Source organism: Paenibacillus sp. GM1FR (genome assembly GCF_002803315.1).
Lineage (GTDB): Bacteria > Bacillota > Bacilli > Paenibacillales > Paenibacillaceae > Paenibacillus > Paenibacillus amylolyticus.
Map to the genome: position 1 here is coordinate 1 of NZ_MKZL01000063.1, position 19989 is coordinate 19989.

The window sequence follows — 19989 nt, forward strand, 5'->3', positions numbered from 1 at the left end:
ATCTCCCTTGATTGTATAGGGATATTATACCATTTACTCGAACTCACTTTCTACTCTGTACGTAACTGCCTTGAGTAGTATCTATTATGGGATTAATTTCAAATCACATCACATTCGAAATATGGTTTGAAACACACAAAAAACTATAGCGTACCCAATACGGAATGAATCTCAACATTGTTTGCTTTATCAACTGTAATGTTTGAAACTAATTTTTTCAGGATCAAGTTTACTTGGTCTACTTCAGTAAATTGTCCTAGATCTGATAATTCATCAAGTGAGATGTTTATTTCCTTAAACTGTTCAGTGTCATTCAAAGCTCGTTCTAATTCAGATTTCATTTTGGACAACTGTTCTTGTTTCTGTTTAATCTCTTGTTCATACTGTTCCTTCTCAAACTCATATTGCTCATCATCAATCTCATCGTTTAACTTTTGCTTACGAATTTCAAAAAGCAATTTACGTGCATTTTGTATCTGCTTTTCTAATTTTACAATTAATTTCCCGGTGTCTTCCCTTGCTTTTTTCGTGATGGTTATCGCTTTACCTGATTTAATCTTGGCTCTCAGCTTCCCACTTAGACTTTGAATAAGAGCATCTTTGAAGTCATCATACGGAATCCTGTTGTGATTGCCACATCCAGTTTCACCCTGCCTTCTCCTCTTACTGCACACTAGGTAGCGATAGGTGTTCTTCTTACCATTAGAGGTCACAATGTTCAATGATGATTCGCAATGCTTGCATTTGATTATTCCAGCGAATACATTAACCTTATTTCTTACTCCTCCACGCTTCCCACCTCCACGCTTTAAGCGAACCTCCTGTGCTTTTCTGAATAACTCTTCACTGATGATTCCTTCATGAGTTTGTTTATCGCTCTCTTCCCATAATTCTTTATCCCGTTTTACTAATTTTCTAGAACGATCAGACATATTATTTATGTCGTTGTATACTTTCACCACTGTGAATTTATTGAACACATTCCTACCAGTATATATTTCATTTGTCAATATTCGTTCAACTGAGGTAATCCCCCATTTTCCACCCCTATAAGAAGGTATCTCCTCTTTATTCAGATACTTAGTTATGGCCTTTTCACCCATCTTCTGGTTGACATACATATCAAATATGAGTTGTACAAGGCTGGCACGTTCATTAGGTACAATTGTTTTCCTATCATCAATTTTGATTTTATCGTAACCCAGTGGAGCAATTGTGCCTAAATAATTCCCTTTCATTCCTGATTGTCTTATGCCTCTTCGTGATGAGATGCTAATTTGCTCACTCAACTTCTGGTTTACTGCTGAGAATATTTGAAATTTGAATTCATCATGATCAACTTGCGAGTCATAGTTCTCGTCAAGAGAAATCACTCTTAAACCAAGCTTATCTACAAGTGTCCTCTTCAAACCTAATGAATCGTAAGTATCACGAGAAAATCTAGATAAAGAAGAAAAAAGGATGGTCTTAAAGTAACCTTTAGTCGCATCCTCAATCAACGTCTGAATAGATGGTCTTCCAACAATGGATGTACCAGTATCCCGGTCTACATATATGTACTCTTCGCGAATTTTTAAACTTAACTGTCTTGCTTTCTCTTCACAATCCATCCTTTGATGTTCTGGACTGAACTTTTGTGACTCCTTTGTCGTGGATACCCTAACGTATATCGCTGCATCATCATATCTCATGTAACTTTCCCCTTTATTCTGCCGTTTTAATATGGATGTCATATTCTGAAGCAGGGAAATTTTTGATTGCTTTATGTACTATCGTATCAACTACAAATTGAATTGCTTCTCTTGCTTCTTCTTCGCTACGGTTGTCATCTATGAATATAAAGTTAAATGAATTGGATTGTTTTCTCTTACTTGTCTCCTTCATTCGTTGCACACCACCCGTATTAGTGTCATACGGATACTTTATGCGGATACTGCTTGGACGAATGACAGACAATGTCTTCGCTGTACTTTGAATATTTACTCACCTCCCTACCTGTATGTCCAAGGTGATACCTGCTGTCACCCCAAGACACCACACTCTATACTGTCCATTTCATATTTCTAATTGAGCCTACTCCTGTGTTTGCTGGCTCTTTAACTTCTGTATGTATTATATTAGTTGGTCTTGCTTTAAAATAATCGCCATTCTTTCATAAGTGAAATTTCTACTGATCGTTATTGTTCCACCATATGGATGCTCTGTAGTAATTGAGAAAGATCCCGTATAACTTAAGTCTTCAGGATTTTCATATTCTTCTATTGTTGTTTTTCCTAAAGTGACGTCTTCCGACTGGAGTAAATAAAGACAGTTACCTATCTGATGAAATCTTCCTGTGTCAGACTTTGAATAGGGTAAGCCTATATGTTTAAATGCCGCTCCCTTAGAATCAAAACGTCGAAAAGTTTGCTGTTTAGTTGGATCAGCAGTATTTACTACAGTAAATAGATAGTGAGGAAAGCTAGTTGCTTTGGCGCAATTCTTTGCATTTGTTAATACTTGTATGTTTTCCAAGTTATAACCTTCTTTTTCATTTAATCTATCAATGGTCGGTCTGAAAGAATGTTTAAAATCATTTTTCATGTATTCTTTTGTGACTTCATTCCAAGACAACCAGAATTCTTTTTTCTTATGTAGAACAGCTAAAAAAGTTCCCTCTTCATTCTCCCATTCACAATCAACGTGCTTATACATCCCAGTGTTGTATTTACAATTGGTTATTCGGCTGTAAATGCTCCCATGAAGTAGAAATGCGCTGAATTTTTCATCATGTGTAATTATGCCTTCTTTGTAGCATTTCTCTGCAAATGCTAGTGCGCGCAACTTGTAATCCACGTAATTTTGATCACCGTATGTATCAATCCACTCTTTTAAAACTTCTTCTGTGATGAGACGTTTCGCCAAATTATTAACCTCTTTTCATATAATATTATTTTAGTGCAATTAGTAATTCAGAAGTCGAACATCTACGCCCGACCCCTATAACTATATAATTGCTACTCTCTAACTTTTTTGAAATATTTCAATTTCAAATTTGGGTTATAGAACATCTCTGTGTTGGGTATGTATTGGTCGTCATTCAGATAGCGTTCACCCTCAACTCCAAAAATAGAGCCATCATGATCAACTTTAACCTCGTACAATTTCTTCACTGAAAAGTCCCTTGTTTCACCATCGACCAACTCAATAAAATCAAATTCTTCATTCTCACTTACTTCTCTCAGTTCAGGTTGCATATACTTTCCTCCATGTTTTTATATTTGATAGACACCAATTGACAGCTTAGTTCAAATCAAAGTCACGTCATGGCATCACCACCTCTATTTCATCCAAAGGTGTCTATCTATATAAAACACTGCTTAAATCGTATGTAGGTTACTCCCATGCATTGATACAACCAACCTGAACCAAGAGAGCACGATCCAGTTGAGGTACGTACGTATTGGCATTACCAATTCTCCATAACAATTGATTTTTTTGAATGGTACTCATCTGTTCGAACAGCACAGTTGAGTCATTTCGTAATCCGCATTCAGAAGCGTTCAGTTTAACATGTGTAGGCATATCCTTCTTCTTAGCGGTTGTCACTGAAGCGACTTGAAGTGTCGGACTATATCGATTTCCAATGTCGTTCTGAATTATTAACACAGGTCTTTTCCCTTTCTGAACACTACCACTTGCTGCTGGTAACTCAGCGAACCAAAGCTCGTACCGTTTATATTCCGTCTTTTCAGCAGTCAACATTTCATCACTCCATTTGTCGTTTTCTTTATAATTGTATTATATATCCCGATTTATAATTTAACAAGTATTATTTTAGTGTAATTAATGTAGAAAAAAAGGATCAGGCTTATTTGCCCAATCCAAATGTGTCATTTAATTATCCAGCATCTTCTTCTGCTGCTTGTTTCTTTTTGTATAACCCTAATGAGAAGCAGTAACCAAGGCATTCCTCAACCTGAGACATCCTGTGAGTCATATCATACTTATCCTTAAGTAACATTGACTTGTTGATAGTCATTGTATTTGACAAGTCAACAATGCATTCCATGCCAGTAATCTGCTTTTCGAGGTATGTATAAAATGGATGCTGATCATTTAAAGCTTCATTATACCAAGATTGTTGCTTGTCATCTTGGTACACCCCGTAAATTGGAGCAATTGTTATATCATAAACTGTTTTATCTTGGCACATATCATCATTAGTGATGATGCAAACTTTTCGTTGCTTAAGCTCAAAGACAGCCTTTTGAACCGTTTTTGGATTAAAAATACCTTTTGAAGTAGTTATCGTACCTTTTAACGGATCAGTGTCATCAGGGACAAAAAAATCTAAAGGTCGTTCGGCAGTGTAAGGAACTACTGCTTCATAAATCCATCCACGTTTAATATCTGACCAATTTTCCTTATCGAGAAATTTTTGGTCTCTAAAGTATTTCGCCACAAAATCAATCCCTTTCCCAGCTTCTTCTTTTGAAATCAACCGATTCTTGAATTTGTTTTTGAGAAAGTTTATTTATTGATTTAACTTGTTTAGGAGATTGGTTTTCTTTTCTTTTCTTAAAGTCAGTAAGTGAAGTTGGAGACATTTTTTTTCCTCCTTTTTTCTTCATATACTCTCCCCCATAAAAACTTTTTACAGTTAATTTATGATTGAGGGTATATTATTATGTTACTTTGGTTATAATATTCTGTTCATTAAATATACCACTTTCATATAACATATACAATGTATATGCGACATTTTAGTTGGTAATAGTACCTATAAATTGCACTAATAGTAGGTAAAAAAAATAGCGCCTAGAATTAGTCTAGACGCTATTTTGGTGGTTGTTTACATGTTAACCAAACTATCACCTTCAGAGACAGTTGTAGACGTTCCTAGGTGAGTCTGAACCGTTGATCCCTCAATGGCAATCAGTTTCCCGTTCAATGTCACCCTTGCACCATTCCCTGTTGTAATACGTCCCTGACCACTACCAGATGTACCGGGGCTAATTGATATAATAGTTCCCCCAAGTTTTGGCGAAGGAGAGGGATCAGCAGTCCAGTTCTCGTTGGTCTGATCACCCACACATGCAACGGGAACCCCATTGACTTTAAACTTGTTGGTGTTGGATGCTAAAGTACCTCTAACCTTTGCTCCAGTAGTATGAGTAGTTGTACTATATGTAGGACTATATCCCGTACAGTTGCCGAATTGATCCCATGACGAACATTCTGATCCACTTTGATATCTTTCAACATACGAGACATGTCCACTCTTATTTGATTCTTGTATAGTTGATCCTACAAGTGCTACTTTAGCGATAATAATCTTCCTTTCTTACATCATATAAATTTTAAGATACCTCTGTTCAGTTGAGTTATCGTCAGCGTAATCTATTGCTTGCTTTTTAGAACTGTCTTTGATTTTTGCATCTGCTTTCAAATTTGTCATTTCCCCAAAATAGAAATCATTCTTAGTAATTACGGTCAACATTAGCGCCGTTTTTCCGTCATCACGTTGAACATTAACATCGAGGGCATTTCTCTTAATTGCTTTGTAAGCTTCATAATTATTTTCTTCAATAACGTACATTAGCAGTGTATTACCACCATTAGATGAATCTTGAGCATTCACATCAAGTGTGCCATTATTCAATGCTGTGCGGATCTTCTCAGCATCTAACTTACCATCCGTTGAATATGTTTCTTTCAAATTCTTCACCTTTTTGCTTGCAGATGTGTTGCTGTTGCTACTTGGAGTGTTGACATTACTTCCAGATGAACCGTTGTTTGTTTCTGTTGTTCCACTATTTGTTGTGCTGCTTTCCGTAATTCCCTCTTTTAATGACACTTGAGAACTTGTAACAGATTCTACAGAGTAACCCATAGCGTTTGCTGTGTCTCTCACTGGAAGATAGAGTCTTCCGTTCACGTTAAGTGGCGAATCAGACAGTTTCGCTTGAGATCCGTCAACTATTAGTTTAACATTTGACTGCGTTGCTTTCAGGTAAGTAGTCGCCCCTACCGCTGTTCCTGCTGTAACTGCAACTCCAACAATCAAACCTAATGTAAACGTAGACAATTTCCCAAATATCTTTTTCATTATGTACCTCCAATTTAATATGGGATATACCTAGTAAAATCTAGATACAGTACAGTATATCCCATATATCGGTCACACGAATGAATTTTATTACTTAACTACTTCACTCTTACTCCGTTGATGTAAACCTCTTTACCAATATTAAGGTTTGGCTCCTTAGTCTCTTCTGGTTCATGTGTGATCAGGCTTATGTAACCATTTAACATGTCTGGCTCAGTGTATTCTTTAATTTGTTCATAGATGTAGTTATCTAGCATCTTTGTAAGATTGTACTCCATGACAAAATTCATAAGGATATCACTTTCGTTCATGGTCGTTTCGTACAAGTCTCTCGTTTCAATTAGTTCCGTCATTAATGCTTTTTCTAGCTCATAGTTTTTACTCATATGTATCTTCCTCTTTATTGATTAGTTTGTGTGAAAATTGAATGTTTTACCATGGAATTCAAACGTACCATCTGCTGTAATCTCAATATAACCATTCGTGTTACCGATCTTCATTGGCCCTCCATCAGCCATTGCTGTTAGCTCCTTGGCTGTGAATACCATTTTTGCATCTTGAGAATCTAGATAGACACCGCTATCTTTAAAGTCAACACTGCGCTCTTTTCCAGTATTGCTTGCTTTATAAAGTTGCTTATAACCACCGTTGTACTTCGTGTTTACCATCTTAGCCCGATTATCTGCCCCACCATCACCTGTACCAATGATATCAGTTGGTTGAGCAGCATCTCCTGAGCCATCAAAGCTAATCTCTCGCTTAATCTTCTCATTCGTCAACTTATATGCATAAGCAATGATACCTGTATCTTCCGTAGTCAGAATACGCTTTTCACTATCTTGCCAGAATAGCAGACGATCACGAGAATCTTTCGCTTGTTCTTTAGACTGTACTTGCGCTGTAATCCAATGTTGGTAATTGTCCTGAATATCAATGTAATCAATAAATTGACCCACATCAGCGTCTTTACCAATTGTTTTCAGTCTGTTGACGGTTAGGTTGTTTATATAGCCATCATCAGCCAGAATGGTGTTTACCTCTAGCATCTCAGCCATCAGTTTACCAACATTGATAATATCCAACTTATCCATATCTAGATATCCAGCATCAGTATCAAATAAAATTTCGCCAGCTTTACCAATGAATTTTGCTTTATGGGCTACCAAATTCCCGAAAAGGTCTACGCTAAAGGGTGCGTCATGAAAATTTTCAGCCCCAGCCCACATCCCAATGCGGGGAAGAATCTTGAACACTCCTGTACCATCGCGTAAGGTAAGAGATGATCCTTCGATCTGTGCATGTGCCACAATCATTTTTTTAATGTTCTCGGTGTTGTCATAGACTCCTCTATCACCCGGATACCACTGGAATGGTTTTTCTTCAATTTTCTCATCAAGAATCTTTCGAATGCCCTGTTTTGCTAGAACGTACAGTTCCAAGTTTCCACCAATTTTCTCACTGCTTGCATTAGCATATGTATTTCTGTAAGCTTCGAAAACATCATTTGCTGTTTCTGTTTGGTCAATGAAAAACTCATTATCATATTTACAGTTCACACCAGCATTGTAGTATGCGACCTTATCATGAGCCTTAATCTTCTTAATCTCAAATTCACTTCTTTGATCCAGCTCATATAACACAGGAGAACCATTTTCAAATTTTGCGACAACTGTCATATTTGCTATCTTGCCGCTATCAACTATTTCTTTTACACCCGGTCGTTTAAAATAGTAGCGCTCAAACCAATACTTTATGGTTTCCTTCAATGTATTAATGCTTCTGTCTTCCTTAGTCTTGAACTCATCGATGATGATTTTTGATAAATCTGCATCCCCCGAAGAAAAAATAATCATATCATCAATATGATGAATCTTCTCTCCTTTGTTATGTAGACGGTAGGAAATACCGTTCAATTTAGAAGAAATAGCCGTATCTGCACCCATATAAAGAAAATCTTTGTTAAACATAACCTGACAATAACTCAATTAAACAACTCCCTTTTTAGTATTTATGAATTTAGTGAACTTGTTTCGATATATCTCATATATTTCGTAGGCTTCTGGTGTTTGAGCAAGACATTCCATCTCAAGGAACATTTTCGCAATGTGAATAACAACGTCTTCGTTTTCTCCCTCAGTAGAAATGTAGGCATTCTCTAAAGCAAGATCATTGTAATCTTTAATGAATACGCGCTTGTCTTTCATAGAAAGCCTATCTCCAACTTCATTTGATTCGAGTATGATAAAATTCCCGTATTCGTCTCTCTCAGTATGTAGCATAGTAAGACTCTCGATTTCCTTATTCCATTTGTCATTCAATGGAAATAGTATCTCGTTTAAAAATCGGTTCTTCATTCTTTCACCTTGAGCATTCATCTTAAGGTTGAGGATATACGTCCCCAACCATGGAATGTGATAATTAGGTATTTTCAAAACTATTTACACTCCCTGTAACTTTGACTTAGAACTCAATAACAAGCGCTTTGACCTCATTTCCTTTACATACATATTTTCCTTCTACACGCATTTCAAAGTCTTTTTCAATTGCCATCAAAATTTGCTCAACTTGTTCTTTGCTATATGTATCTGCTCTACTTTCATATGCTCTATTATCTTTTAACAGAAATTTAACTTTCATATTCACAATTCCCCATTCACTATGTATTATTTTTGACTTTCACTATCTATGGTCAATCTATATCCAAACTTATTCCCTCTTCTTCTTCATCTCTATTGCCCTTGCTAGTCTCCTTGGATCACTTCCAGCCTAACCGCTGCATCAACTTGTACCACGCATATCTAACCTTCCACGTATCTCATCCCCCCCGTTCATATGTATTCATAGGCTCCAAGAGTTCACCTTGGAATTCGTTAACCTTGTGTACTTAATATAATTCAAAACAAGTAATTTTGTAAAGTGTTATTATTGTGTAATTGATAAATTATTTTCTCTTCTACTATAGTGACACCTCAGAATCGATTCTCTTCCTCATATCCTTGATTAATTAATAGGGAATTTGAACACAACCGGCCTCGCCGGTATAAAGTGACCCCCATAAAGGTGAGTGCTCATTTCCATTGTAATTAATCATATCTCCAAGCGAGTGTCCTTTTTGTTGAAACAAAATAGATTGTTCTTCTATGGTCAAGAATGCAAGTTGCTCTGCTGCTCTTACTCCTATTGCACCATCAGATACTAGAGATTGGATTTCAGGGATTAAGTCATTAAGTTTGATGAGACGCTTCATAGTACGTTCTGATTCGCCCATAGACTCAGCTATATCTTTAATTAGGACCATTGGTCCCATTAAATTTTTTCTTCCCTTTCCCGCTTTCCAGTACTCCTTTAGGAAAGCACCTTGTCTTCCTTTCTTAACTGGATCACTCTCAGCTTCTCCCCTACGCTCTGTATTCTCAGCAATCAACATGTATTCAGCTTGCCATTCATCTACATCCTACAATCTCAACTGGAACTTCCCTACTTTCCGGAAAATTTTCCGGGAGGTTATCAAAATTACACTAGACACACCAAATAGTCCATGATAATATATATTAAAGCTTTATTTTAGTGTAATTGAATATTATCCAAAGGAGGACTAAAGTTATTGCTCGCAAAAAGAGATTCACAGTAACAGACATCATAGGAAACGATTATGAACAATGGCAGCAGGGTGAGATTATCACAATTGAAGCTGGTACAGGAGTAGGTAAGTCATACTTCATAAAGAACACTCTGTATGAAAAGGCTAAACGTGAGGGAACTAAGATACTGTTTCTTCTTAATCGCACTCGACTCAGTGAACAGTTTCAACGTGAGATTGAACAGGACAATAAGGCAGATATAATAAAGATTCTGTTATACCAGAATATCGAGGATGTTGTAAGGAAGCGAAATGTGGTAATTAGCAAAGATTATCAGTACATAGTGTCAGATGAGTTCCATTACTTTCTCTCTGAATCAAAGTTTAACAATAACACTGAAGATTCATTTAATCTGATTATCTCCGAATTAGAAAAGACCAGGATATTCATGTCTGCTACAGCAGATGGGGTAATAGAATATTTTCGCTTCAAACGTATTAAGCATCGTAGTTACAACGTCCCTCATGATTACAGTCATATCAAGGAATTAATATTTTATAGAAATGACAAGGTGCTAGAAAAGTTTCTACATACGATCCCTAAGAATCAAAAGGCCGTTTGTTTCAGCAAAAGTGCAAAGAAAGCTTCTACCCTACATACCATATTCAAGGATTCACTTTTTGTCTGTTCTGCATCTGGAACATCTAGAGAAAAGAAGTATCTCGACAAAGAAAGAATTAGCCGTATGCTCATGGAAGAGAAATTTGAGGAAAAGTTCTTGTTCACAACTTCCACACTGGATAACGGTGTTAACCTCAAAGACAAACAAATCAAGTATGTAGTTGCCGACATTGAAGACATAGATACACTTATACAATGTTTGGGTAGAAAAAGAATTGCTAGTGATAGTGATAAGGTAACCGTAATAATCAAGAACATCTCAGACAAGATGATCAATAAGAAACTTGAAGACTGTGAACGTATAATTAATCCCGCAAAATATCTGATGGATAATGGATCGTTAGAGTATGTTAAGAAATACAGAAAATATAGTAGTCCAGTTATCTATGACACTGTCACCGTAGATAATGACAAAGTTGAAAAAGTCATCAACGAATTACGATATTTTAAGGAATGCTATGACAAGAAATTTTACGAAGATGTACTAAAGGAGGAAAATGGTTACATGACCTATTTGCAGACTAAGCTTCAACAAGATAGTTACACTGTGCTTGATGATACATATGAAAAGGCTACACTCTCAGATTACTTAGATAGTATTACTGGAAAGCAACTTTATAAAGAAGAACAAGAAGAGTTAATTAAGAAGGTCAATATTCGAGACAGTAGAAACAGGTTACAACGTGGATGTCGAATTATTAACGAATACTTTATAGAAAATAACTTTCCATATAGTGTGAAAGACAAGATGAAGAATAACAAACGAAAACTTGATAATAATGAGCCTAATCCAAACTACACTAAGACGTATTGGTCACTTGCCAAATACAATTGATAATCACAAATAGTACATAAATGAAAGCGACTGAAATTAAAAAAGTCAGTGTTTATATAGGTTTTTTGATGATTTTGCATATTTTTCATGGAGTAAACCCTTATAATAAGGATTCGTTTAGGTACATAATTGCTCAAAACCCTTGATACGACTGCATTTATGACTAATGATTGATTATTTATTTGGGATTTGAATGTACCAAATTGAATCGGAAGGTGAATTGGCGTAGCCAAGAGGAACGCGATAGGCTGATTAATTCGTTTACGAGCGTTGCGAAGTGATTTAATTAGGATGGTATCGTTCCTGATTACTACCTCTACAGTACAGATAACAATAGTCAAATTTTAAATTTGTCACTTTTACTTCCTATAAGGTTAATGTTTATACTATAGGAAGTTGAAGTGACAAATTTCTCATCTTACACTTAATAATAGGTGGCGAGATCCATTCCGTTTCACTCCATGGCTGTCGCTCCACCTTCATCCACAACATAAACCGTTGTGTCTGTCATTTGATTTTCACTTAATTATTCATCATCCACATCATGTATCTTCGTAATTTCACTCAATTCCTTAATGTCCAATACATTCATCAGCCTGAGGAGAAAGTGACCATCAGGCGTTGTTTCTCCACGTTCCCACTTTTGATATGTTCGAGATGACGCTCCTATTGCTTCAGCAACTTGTTTCTGAGTCATTCCTATTGCCACACGTCTATCTTTGATTACTTCATAATCGAAATCCATTAATAGTGGGCCAGTGTAGAGGTCATACCAAATATCAGATCCATCTTCATCTTCCCCATATACATTAAGTCCCCACACTTTTGTTGTAGGTGTAATCTCCACATATAGGAATCCTTTTTGTCGATCATTAACATCTATCCATATCCTCTTGGCGTTCTTAATCCTCACACCAATCCATTTAAGTATCGGTTGATTATTGCGATCACATGGGAATATACCTGACATTTTTAATATGTTACCGTGTCTTTCAATGTAATTCCCGATATACATATCATTAATCTGATAAATAACCGGTTTCAATCCAGTCTTTTCTCTGACAATGTTATAGTCCACAATGAGATGTTTAGGCGTTTTTTCGTCTAATCCAAGTCTTTGAGCTAGCTTAAGGTAATGCGACCAAGTGTAAATTGATTCAAATTCTCCCACATATCCAGTTTGCCTAATGGTGTAGTTAAAGATAGTAACTGTATCAAGCTTGTAATCATAGTATAGCTTCTCTAGTGTATTGTAAAATCGCTCAAGCTCTTCTTCGTAATTGTTACGAGAATATTCAAGCACGCGACTAACAAAATCATAAACTGTGCCAAGATCATCTAAGTTTCTTTTCTGTGACTTGTGAAAATAGAATGGAATTCTTCGTATGAATACTTCTTTATTCACTGGCTGAAACATATACTTGTTCATTTTATTGAATCCCAAATATGAAAACACTTCTAATCCAACTACCTCATGCCTGGATAAGTAATCCACCAGCTTTTCCACTTTGCTCTCGTCCTCTATGTACTGTCTAATAAGTGCTTTAAGTTGTTACTGCTCATCTACTGTTACAGTCATCATATCCGCTCCTCTTTGGTATATCCACATTATAGTATGAAGAATATGGGTAGTATAGATGACAGGTTATTCGTATGAAATAACCGCCCCTTTAAGAATCTACGGATTTTCTAGCACATGACCATCTACATCGCCCTAATAATGCGAAATAATATTCGCCAGCCTCTGATTTCCATCATATTCTTTATGCTCAATCTTCTACTTCCCTCACTCTTTCAATTTATTCAAAAGAATAGAATGTAATAATTGGGCGATAATAAAATCAAGTAGTAATCGATTCTTATTAAGGTGGTCATTATGAGATATAAGAAATGGTATGAATATAAGATTATTTCCCGTTACTCAGACGAAGAAGTTGCAGTTCCAGAAGAGCTCATTGAAGAGCAACTACTCAATTGGATGGAATTTGTTCTTCTGAATTATTCCGTTGAGAACAAGATAGAAAACAAACAAAATTCGGAGGATTGATTTTCGATGAGAGTACTCAAAGATCATGAAAAGTTAGATAGAAGTGAAATCGAAGCCTTGATCGGTAAGATCAGGGCTATTGTTTATACTCGTGTATCATCTGAAATTCAAATTGATAACTATTCACTAGAGTCGCAGATTGATATTTGTGTAAAAGATGCAAAATCGAAGTTTGATATTAATGAAGATGAGATCATTGTCTTACGTGAAGAGGCAGAGTCTGGAGATAATCCTAACCGTCCAATGCTAAATTACATACTGTTTTTACTTGAAAAAGGCCTAGGGAACAGAGTTATCTTTTTACATCCTGATAGATTGAGTAGACATCTTCACCTACAACAACAGATCACACATAGGATATGGGAGTTAGGTTGCGATCTACATTTCGTTGAGTTTGATCTACAAAAAGGAAATGCAGAATCAATGCTCAATTACAATATCCAAGGCTCTATTGCGCAATATAACAAGGCTAAGATTCTTGCGAATACAAAGCGCGGTAGAAAAACAATGGTAGCAAACAATAAGATTCCGGGAATGAATAGAATATATGGATACACCTATGATAAGGAATTGAATACCCTCATTGAGAATGCCGAAGAAAAAGAACGATACCTAATGATGGTGAAGATAATTTTGGAGGGTGGTACTTGCACTGAGGTTGCCGAATACCTAGCAAAGAAAAGATATTCAGCTCCTAAAGGGGATACTTGGTATCAAGCTACAATTAGTCGAATTCTGAGAAATGAATCTTACATGGGTACATACTATCACGGTAAAACAGAGGTTGTTCGGATTGATGGTAAGAAAAAGCAAGTTCCTAAACCCAGAGAAGAGTGGGAGAAGATTGATATTCCTCAATATATAGATGAGGTTACATTCGAGAGATTACAAAAGACACTAGATGGAAATATTAAGAATAGCGGTAGACCATCAGAAGACTATCTGCTGAGAAGTATTGTACGGTGTGGTAGATGTGGCGCTGCTGTATCTTCAGGGGTAGTAACTAAAACTCAAAATGGCATATTAAAATACTACACATGTACAAGAAAAACCAAAAAATCATATAGCATTGAAACGGGACTATCCAATTCTACATGTAAAGGATCAAACTGGCGAGTTGATATGATTGACTATTTGATATGGAACGAAGTATTAAAAATCATAGGTAATCCCGAACCAATGATTCCAGAATTATCCGAACGATTATCAGATAGAAGTAGATTAGATGAGATTATACTAAATATAAACATTATTATCAAAGATATTGCTGAAAAGGAAATGTCCAGAAATAGGTATATCGATCTTTGTGGTGACTTAATTATCACAAAAGAGGAACTTTTGAAGAAGCTTCAACCAATTGAGAAAGAACTTACTGAATTGAAAAAAGAACTATCAGTTTTGAACAAAAACCTAGATCTGAACAGTGGACAAAATACTAGTATGCCACTTAGACTAACATTGCTTGAAAAATATCAAAATATTATTAATTACGAATTACAAATGATAGACATGAGAAAAATAGTGGGCGTCCTTGTCGATAAAGTAGTCTTACATGACGATAAACGCATCGAGATACTATATAAATTCACCGCTGAAAGTAAATTAGTTAGAAATGATCTCTACGTCTCTGATTCAGTCAACTTAAATAAGCTTAAGTGGGTAGTTGAATCCCCTCCTGCTAAATGGAGTGAGATTGAGCACCTGTACCCTCAGATGCTAAAAATGTACAACGAGAACTTGCTTAGCTTTGAACAAATCGCTAATGCAACTGAAACTGATTGGTGGACGATAAAGCAAATGTTCAAGGCTAAGGGTGCAACGCTACTTTCAACAAAAGAAAGAGGCATTAAAAGACGTGCTTGTGACTTTGAGAAGATATATAATCTGCACTATGTTGACGGACTAGCTTTTACTCGAATTTATAAGGAGCATGGATTGAGTCCAACTTACTGTAAACAGGTGCTTAAAGAGAAATATACACAAGTATAAAAAATGAAAAAAATACCCCTCAAGAGAATAATATCTCGAGAGGGGAATATATGCACTTCCCCCTCCTACCTATGGAGAGTTATTTTGTCTAGATTGATGATAGCCTGGTGATAGTTTTATCCGAAGAAGTTCAATCGTCCATATCTACCTCTCGTATCGAAGTGGAAGTCCTAGGGGCATAATCTGTAAAATGGATACTATTTTAGATTTAAAATAGCCCCCACCTATTAGTAGACCGGCTAAGATTGGAATATGAATCGTTAATGAATCCAACTTCACGGAATAATTACAAGTGCTAAAGCAATATTTGGAACATACCAGCTAGTTGTAGGTGTAAATATACCCCCATGCATATTCCTCTCATATCTTAGATGAGCCCCAAACACAAAAGCCTAAGCAATAACGCCTAGGCTAATGATTGTTACAGTCTATCCATCTTAGCAAGCATCTTCTCTCTTGTTGGGTTAGTGTACAGCAACGTAGTATGTATGTTACTGTGCCCGGCTTGATTGGCTACCTCATGCACTGACATATCATTCTCTAATGCATGGGAACAGAAGAAGTGACGCAAATCGTGTGGCGTGATATCTTTGCCTATGATACCTGAATAATGCTTAAACAGTTTATTGATTACTGTTCTATCTAGTTTGCTTCCACGGTTACTGACAAACAAGTATTCTCCTTTGATACCCTTCTCTTCTCTTTCCTTGATCCAGCTTTGTAACGCTGTCCTTGCTTTGCTCCCTATATTCACATTCCGCTGTTTCTTCCCTTTACCCTCTGACACAATCAATTCCCTGGATGTTAGATTGAATTCATTCATCCCAATGTTTAAGCATTCACTAATACGTAGACCACAATAGGCCAGTAATGAAACGATAGCATAGTTACGCTTAGATTCACTCTCTAATACCAGTTGTCTGAATTTCTCTACATCAGCAAGCCCAACCGTAGCCAATGAAGCATATTGTTTCTGTAGCTTTAGCATATCCTTCTTGCTTATCACCTGTTCAGTTTGGACATTCGTTTCAATGAGATAATCATTAAACTTAATCAATGCACTTATCTTAGCGTTGATCGATGTTGGACTGTTCTTCTTAATCGTTTTCAAGTAGCTTATGTAATCTTTAACATTCTCTCTATGTACTTTCTTAAACTCGACTCCCTTACTTTCCTCAAACCATTTAATATATCCTCTAACATTTAGTATGTAGCTTTTAATTGTGTTGGTACTTAGTTCATCGGTTATTAGCTGCTGCTCAAACAATTGAATCATTAGCTCACTCCCTATCAGTTATGTTGCATTATGTAAAGGCGTATATCCACTAAATTATGTTGCATTACATGCTCTTATTCTACCCTTATACATCACGAAATGCAACATAATTAATATTATGCTGCAAAATATATTGATACCTATTCTAGACTGTGACAATAAATATATTTGAGTATTTATGCTGTGTACTTCAATTTGAAGTTACAATTCGGAAATCGAAGTTCGATTCCTTGTTGTCCACTTGTAGTAGTTTAACAAGATGGTACTGGAACAACATCGTAATTTCCGAAGTCACTAACCGTCATAAAATTTAGGATGATTACTTTTTATGTCTGGATAATCACGTTAGTTCACCATTCGATGGGGCATTGTGTCCTATTTAAGAAACAATCCTCACGATCAATTGATTAAGGAAGAGAAAACATTTCAAATAGCTTTCCTAATACCAAGCGGTGCAATGTCATACCAAATTGTTCATATGACAGAATCAACAAATTATAATCACATGAATCGTGATTCCAATCGTGTACGATACATAAACTACCCATTTATCCAGTCGCATCAACGTTTTAGCTTCTATGGCAGATCAAATTATCCTATATCGTAAGTACAATCGTGAAATGACCAAAAAGTCACTAAAAAACTAGTCGTAGCAACGATTCTAGCCATGTTGGTAAAATTTATAAGTTTACGATTGAATATCAAAAAATCTAGACAGGACAAGGGATTCTAGCGTTTTTTAAAAGTTCAATCGTATAGTAACAGGATTATCTAAAATGATGACTTATTTACTCAATATTTCACATTTTTCATGCATCTAAACAAAGCACAACTTGACAATTAAAATTCAATAAGAGAATGAACTCACTCTTCTTCAACAATAACATTCATCTGTTGAGCTAAGATTAGCATACCATCTGTTCTAACCTTGCTCATAAGAGGATTCATTTTATATTGATATCCACGAATTGAGTAAGAGATAAACAAATTGTCTTCAGTTCTTTTCTGTTCGATAATTTTAATGTCATGCTCTTTTAATGCCTTCTTCAGCTCATATATGTCAGCGGTCACCCTGTCTTGTAGTGCACTTAAATAAAATCTCAACTCTCTTTTTAATATGGCACTGCTCTCACCTATTCTTTTCTTATCCTCCTCTATTACGTCTAACAGTAGTGGCATCTCCGCATATTTTTTTACTAATTCTAACTCCTCAGCACTCTGCTTCATTATTCTAATCCCCCTCCTGATAATCGCACTGCAACTAAACTTTTTATTTCAATCCATTCGTGTCCATTTTCCCATTCGATTCTAACCTTCTTTCCTAACTCATTAACCTTCGAAACAATTCCACTCACGACTCGTTTCGAGTTCAATTCAAAAATCTCAAAATTCGCTTCTTCAGTATATCTGTATGATATTCCTATGTTCTGATAAATAACTTCCCACTCGTCCTCGTGAAGAAGAGGTCTAATCTGATCATTGTCTCGTGAGCGATGTTCAATGATTCGTTCTTTATGTTGTGGAAGCATCATGCGGCTCGATTCCCATAGTCCATTTGCTTGCAATTTTTTACTCATCTGTAGTGTCCTCCAATTTTATTTGATCTGTCTATGGCTTGACCAGCAGATGTGATTGAGCTTGCACGAAGTATGGCAATATCTCCAAAGCGATCCTTAATGTCATCCATCACCTTATCAATCGCACGTTTTTGCTCCTGATCATCGAACAATGACATTTGATACGTCTCAGCGTTTGAAAGATTAGATAATGATATCCCAACTCGTCTCACAGGCTGACCGTCCCAATGTTGCCGAAAGATCTGTTTAGCTATCTTACACACATCTACAGTTATATTAGTGGGATCTTGAAGTTTAACCTGTCTACTGAAGCCAGTCGGTCGATCAAAGTCTGCACCCGATAAACTCATAGTAACTACGCTACCCATCAATCCCTTTTTCCGGGCACGTCTGCAAACCTCTGTACAAATATCTTGTATTACAACGTCAATCTCCCACTGTTCTGTATAGTCCCTAGGAAGCGTCATGCCATTCCCAATATCCTTTTGCACACTATGAGTATTTATGGTCACTGGTGAGTCGTCTAATCCATTCGCTACTCTCCATATAACCTCTCCGTTAACACCCCATTTGCTTCTCAATTTAGATAAGGGCGTATTTGCAAGTTGTCTTATTGTTCGAATCCCCATTTTCCACAAGTGTTTTTCCATTCTTGATCCAATACCCCACATATCACGAATTGGCTTATCACCTATATGCTCATACAGTTCTTCTTTTCTAAGAAAGAATACTCCGCCTTCAATTTTCTTCGCGATCATGTCACAGCAAAGCTTACTCATCACTTTGTTGGTCGAAATACCTGCTCTTGCATATACACCCGTTTCATTGTAAATCTTGTCTTGGATCTGCTTTGCCATGTCAATCGGGTCATTGCCAAAAAGATGTAGAGATCCGGTCACGTCACAAAATAGCTCATCTATACTATAGGGCTCTACTAGGTCGGTAAATTCCTCAATGATGGACATAATTTGAGTAGAAACCTCGATATATTCTTGCATGTGCGGCCTTACAATTATCAACTCAGGACACTTTTGAAGTGATTGCCATAATGGTTCAGCGGTTGACACGCCTTTTGCTTTAGCTAGAGGACATGCAGCAAGTATAATTCCTGAACGTCTTGCTGGATCTCCTGCAACTGCCAATGGTTTGTTTTTGTACTGTGGCATCTTAGCCTTTTCCACACTGGCGTAAAACGACTGCATGTCAATTAACATAATTGTCCGCTCTTTCTTAGCCATTATTATCACTCCCATATAAAATAAGAACGTTTGTTTGTATATGTATTATAAACCGAACATGCGTTCTTTATGCAACAGGGAATTTTTGTAGTTCATATTGATATTTAAGTTGTATAATACAATAAGCAATCTATTTCACATAACAAGGGAGTAATACAATGAAGGATAAGTTAAAGGGTTTGATCATTGGTATTCTAATTGGATCAACAATTACAGGAGCAACAGCATTTGCAGCTACTACTACACCAATTAAAGCAGCTATCCAGAAAGTCAGTCTTTATGTAGATGGAACTAAGAATTCCACAACTGATGCAATAACGTATAAAAACACTACATACGTACCAGTTAGAAGTATGAGTAATGCGATTGGTGAGAAGGTTTCATTAAAAGGGGATAATCTTTATATTGGGAAACAACCAAAGTTTATTGTGAATGAGGATAATGCCTACAAGTACGTGTATTCGAAAATTAAGAAAGACGTAGATAAATACAAACTTGGAATGATGGATGAAGGATACAGTGAAGATGGGAAGTATTTTCTAATCAGAGTATATGAAAATCATCCTGAGTACACTGTCACTTGGGGATTTTATTATGTTGAACTTACCAGTGGGACTGTCTACAAATATGACATACCTGAAAATAAGTTGGTAAAACTATAGGGTGGATTTCTC

Annotated in this window: 23 protein-coding genes; 4 read left to right on the forward strand and 19 right to left on the reverse strand. The window is 36.3% G+C overall.

The window, feature by feature from the left end:
* Positions 1 to 143 precede the first annotated feature (143 nt).
* From PAEAM_RS27975 to PAEAM_RS28025, 14 genes are all read right to left on the reverse strand, one after another.
* Positions 144 to 1691, reverse strand: a complete 1548-nt coding sequence (locus PAEAM_RS27975; RefSeq protein WP_100529667.1) for a recombinase family protein — start codon at positions 1689 to 1691, stop codon at positions 144 to 146.
* Positions 1692 to 1704: 13 nt separating this feature from the next.
* The gene (locus tag PAEAM_RS27980) at positions 1705 to 1884 is read right to left on the reverse strand and encodes a hypothetical protein (protein ID WP_100529668.1); all 180 of its coding nucleotides are present in this window, start codon (positions 1882 to 1884) and stop codon (positions 1705 to 1707) included.
* Positions 1885 to 2112: 228 nt separating this feature from the next.
* Positions 2113 to 2904, reverse strand: a complete 792-nt coding sequence (locus tag PAEAM_RS27985; protein ID WP_100529669.1) for a hypothetical protein — start codon at positions 2902 to 2904, stop codon at positions 2113 to 2115.
* 92 nt (positions 2905 to 2996) lie between these two features.
* Positions 2997 to 3236 carry a hypothetical protein gene (locus tag PAEAM_RS27990; protein ID WP_100529670.1) on the reverse strand — a complete coding sequence of 80 codons (240 nt, stop codon included), beginning with the start codon at positions 3234 to 3236 and terminating at the stop codon, positions 2997 to 2999.
* 139 nt (positions 3237 to 3375) lie between these two features.
* A complete protein-coding gene (locus PAEAM_RS27995; RefSeq protein WP_100529671.1) occupies positions 3376 to 3744 on the reverse strand; it encodes a type II toxin-antitoxin system PemK/MazF family toxin in 369 nt (122 codons plus the stop codon).
* A gap of 136 nt (positions 3745 to 3880) precedes the next feature.
* On the reverse strand, positions 3881 to 4483 hold the full coding sequence (locus PAEAM_RS28000) for a hypothetical protein (protein ID WP_165790076.1): 603 nt from the start codon (positions 4481 to 4483) through the stop codon (positions 3881 to 3883).
* A complete protein-coding gene (locus tag PAEAM_RS32025; RefSeq protein WP_165790077.1) occupies positions 4449 to 4613 on the reverse strand; it encodes a hypothetical protein in 165 nt (54 codons plus the stop codon). Before PAEAM_RS32025 ends, PAEAM_RS28000 begins: the two co-directional genes overlap by 35 nt.
* A 221-nt stretch (positions 4614 to 4834) precedes the next feature.
* Entirely contained in the window at positions 4835 to 5074 is a 240-nt protein-coding gene (locus PAEAM_RS31635) for a hypothetical protein (protein ID WP_133120491.1), read from the reverse strand.
* A 252-nt stretch (positions 5075 to 5326) separates the two neighbouring features.
* Positions 5327 to 6091, reverse strand: a complete 765-nt coding sequence (locus PAEAM_RS28005; RefSeq protein WP_100529673.1) for a stalk domain-containing protein — start codon at positions 6089 to 6091, stop codon at positions 5327 to 5329.
* 98 nt (positions 6092 to 6189) lie between these two features.
* Positions 6190 to 6477 (reverse strand): hypothetical protein, encoded by a 288-nt coding sequence (locus PAEAM_RS28010; protein ID WP_100529674.1) that lies wholly within the window; start codon positions 6475 to 6477, stop codon positions 6190 to 6192.
* A 21-nt stretch (positions 6478 to 6498) separates the two neighbouring features.
* Positions 6499 to 8058, reverse strand: a complete 1560-nt coding sequence (locus tag PAEAM_RS28015) for a hypothetical protein (protein WP_165790078.1) — start codon at positions 8056 to 8058, stop codon at positions 6499 to 6501.
* Positions 8059 to 8076: 18 nt separating this feature from the next.
* On the reverse strand, positions 8077 to 8523 hold the full coding sequence (locus tag PAEAM_RS28020) for a hypothetical protein (RefSeq protein ID WP_100529676.1): 447 nt from the start codon (positions 8521 to 8523) through the stop codon (positions 8077 to 8079).
* A 28-nt stretch (positions 8524 to 8551) separates the two neighbouring features.
* Entirely contained in the window at positions 8552 to 8728 is a 177-nt protein-coding gene (locus tag PAEAM_RS32030) for a hypothetical protein (RefSeq protein WP_165790079.1), read from the reverse strand.
* A gap of 367 nt (positions 8729 to 9095) precedes the next feature.
* Positions 9096 to 9518: a hypothetical protein gene (locus PAEAM_RS28025; protein WP_100529677.1), complete on the reverse strand. Its 423-nt coding sequence runs from the start codon at positions 9516 to 9518 to the stop codon at positions 9096 to 9098.
* 146 nt (positions 9519 to 9664) lie between these two features.
* Here PAEAM_RS28025 and PAEAM_RS28030 point away from each other — a divergent pair, with 146 nt between their 5' ends.
* Entirely contained in the window at positions 9665 to 11188 is a 1524-nt protein-coding gene (locus PAEAM_RS28030) for a DEAD/DEAH box helicase (RefSeq protein ID WP_100529678.1), read from the forward strand.
* Positions 11189 to 11714: 526 nt separating this feature from the next.
* Here the strand turns inward: PAEAM_RS28030 and PAEAM_RS28035 are convergent.
* The gene (locus PAEAM_RS28035; protein WP_100529679.1) at positions 11715 to 12695 is read right to left on the reverse strand and encodes a helix-turn-helix domain-containing protein; all 981 of its coding nucleotides are present in this window, start codon (positions 12693 to 12695) and stop codon (positions 11715 to 11717) included.
* Between the two features lie 369 nt (positions 12696 to 13064).
* Here PAEAM_RS28035 and PAEAM_RS32035 point away from each other — a divergent pair, with 369 nt between their 5' ends.
* Both PAEAM_RS32035 and PAEAM_RS28040 read left to right on the forward strand, forming a co-directional pair.
* The gene (locus PAEAM_RS32035; RefSeq protein ID WP_165790080.1) at positions 13065 to 13235 is read left to right on the forward strand and encodes a hypothetical protein; all 171 of its coding nucleotides are present in this window, start codon (positions 13065 to 13067) and stop codon (positions 13233 to 13235) included.
* A 6-nt stretch (positions 13236 to 13241) separates the two neighbouring features.
* Positions 13242 to 15224 (forward strand): recombinase family protein, encoded by a 1983-nt coding sequence (locus PAEAM_RS28040; RefSeq protein WP_100529680.1) that lies wholly within the window; start codon positions 13242 to 13244, stop codon positions 15222 to 15224.
* A 421-nt stretch (positions 15225 to 15645) separates the two neighbouring features.
* On the opposite strand, the gene PAEAM_RS28045 is transcribed toward PAEAM_RS28040, so the two are convergent.
* The 4 genes from PAEAM_RS28045 to PAEAM_RS28060 form a co-directional block, all read right to left on the reverse strand.
* On the reverse strand, positions 15646 to 16500 hold the full coding sequence (locus PAEAM_RS28045; protein ID WP_100529681.1) for a tyrosine-type recombinase/integrase: 855 nt from the start codon (positions 16498 to 16500) through the stop codon (positions 15646 to 15648).
* A gap of 864 nt (positions 16501 to 17364) precedes the next feature.
* The gene (locus tag PAEAM_RS28050; protein ID WP_100529682.1) at positions 17365 to 17727 is read right to left on the reverse strand and encodes a YhjD family protein; all 363 of its coding nucleotides are present in this window, start codon (positions 17725 to 17727) and stop codon (positions 17365 to 17367) included.
* The gene (locus PAEAM_RS28055; RefSeq protein WP_100529683.1) at positions 17727 to 18077 is read right to left on the reverse strand and encodes a YolD-like family protein; all 351 of its coding nucleotides are present in this window, start codon (positions 18075 to 18077) and stop codon (positions 17727 to 17729) included. Before PAEAM_RS28055 ends, PAEAM_RS28050 begins: the two co-directional genes overlap by 1 nt.
* Positions 18074 to 19315 carry a DNA polymerase IV gene (locus PAEAM_RS28060; RefSeq protein WP_100529684.1) on the reverse strand — a complete coding sequence of 414 codons (1242 nt, stop codon included), beginning with the start codon at positions 19313 to 19315 and terminating at the stop codon, positions 18074 to 18076. The genes PAEAM_RS28055 and PAEAM_RS28060 overlap by 4 nt, the downstream gene beginning before the upstream one ends.
* Before the next feature lie 158 nt (positions 19316 to 19473).
* Here PAEAM_RS28060 and PAEAM_RS28065 point away from each other — a divergent pair, with 158 nt between their 5' ends.
* Complete coding sequence (locus PAEAM_RS28065) at positions 19474 to 19977, forward strand: stalk domain-containing protein (RefSeq protein WP_100529685.1); 504 nt, start codon at positions 19474 to 19476, stop codon at positions 19975 to 19977.
* The last annotated feature ends 12 nt before the right edge of the window (positions 19978 to 19989 follow it).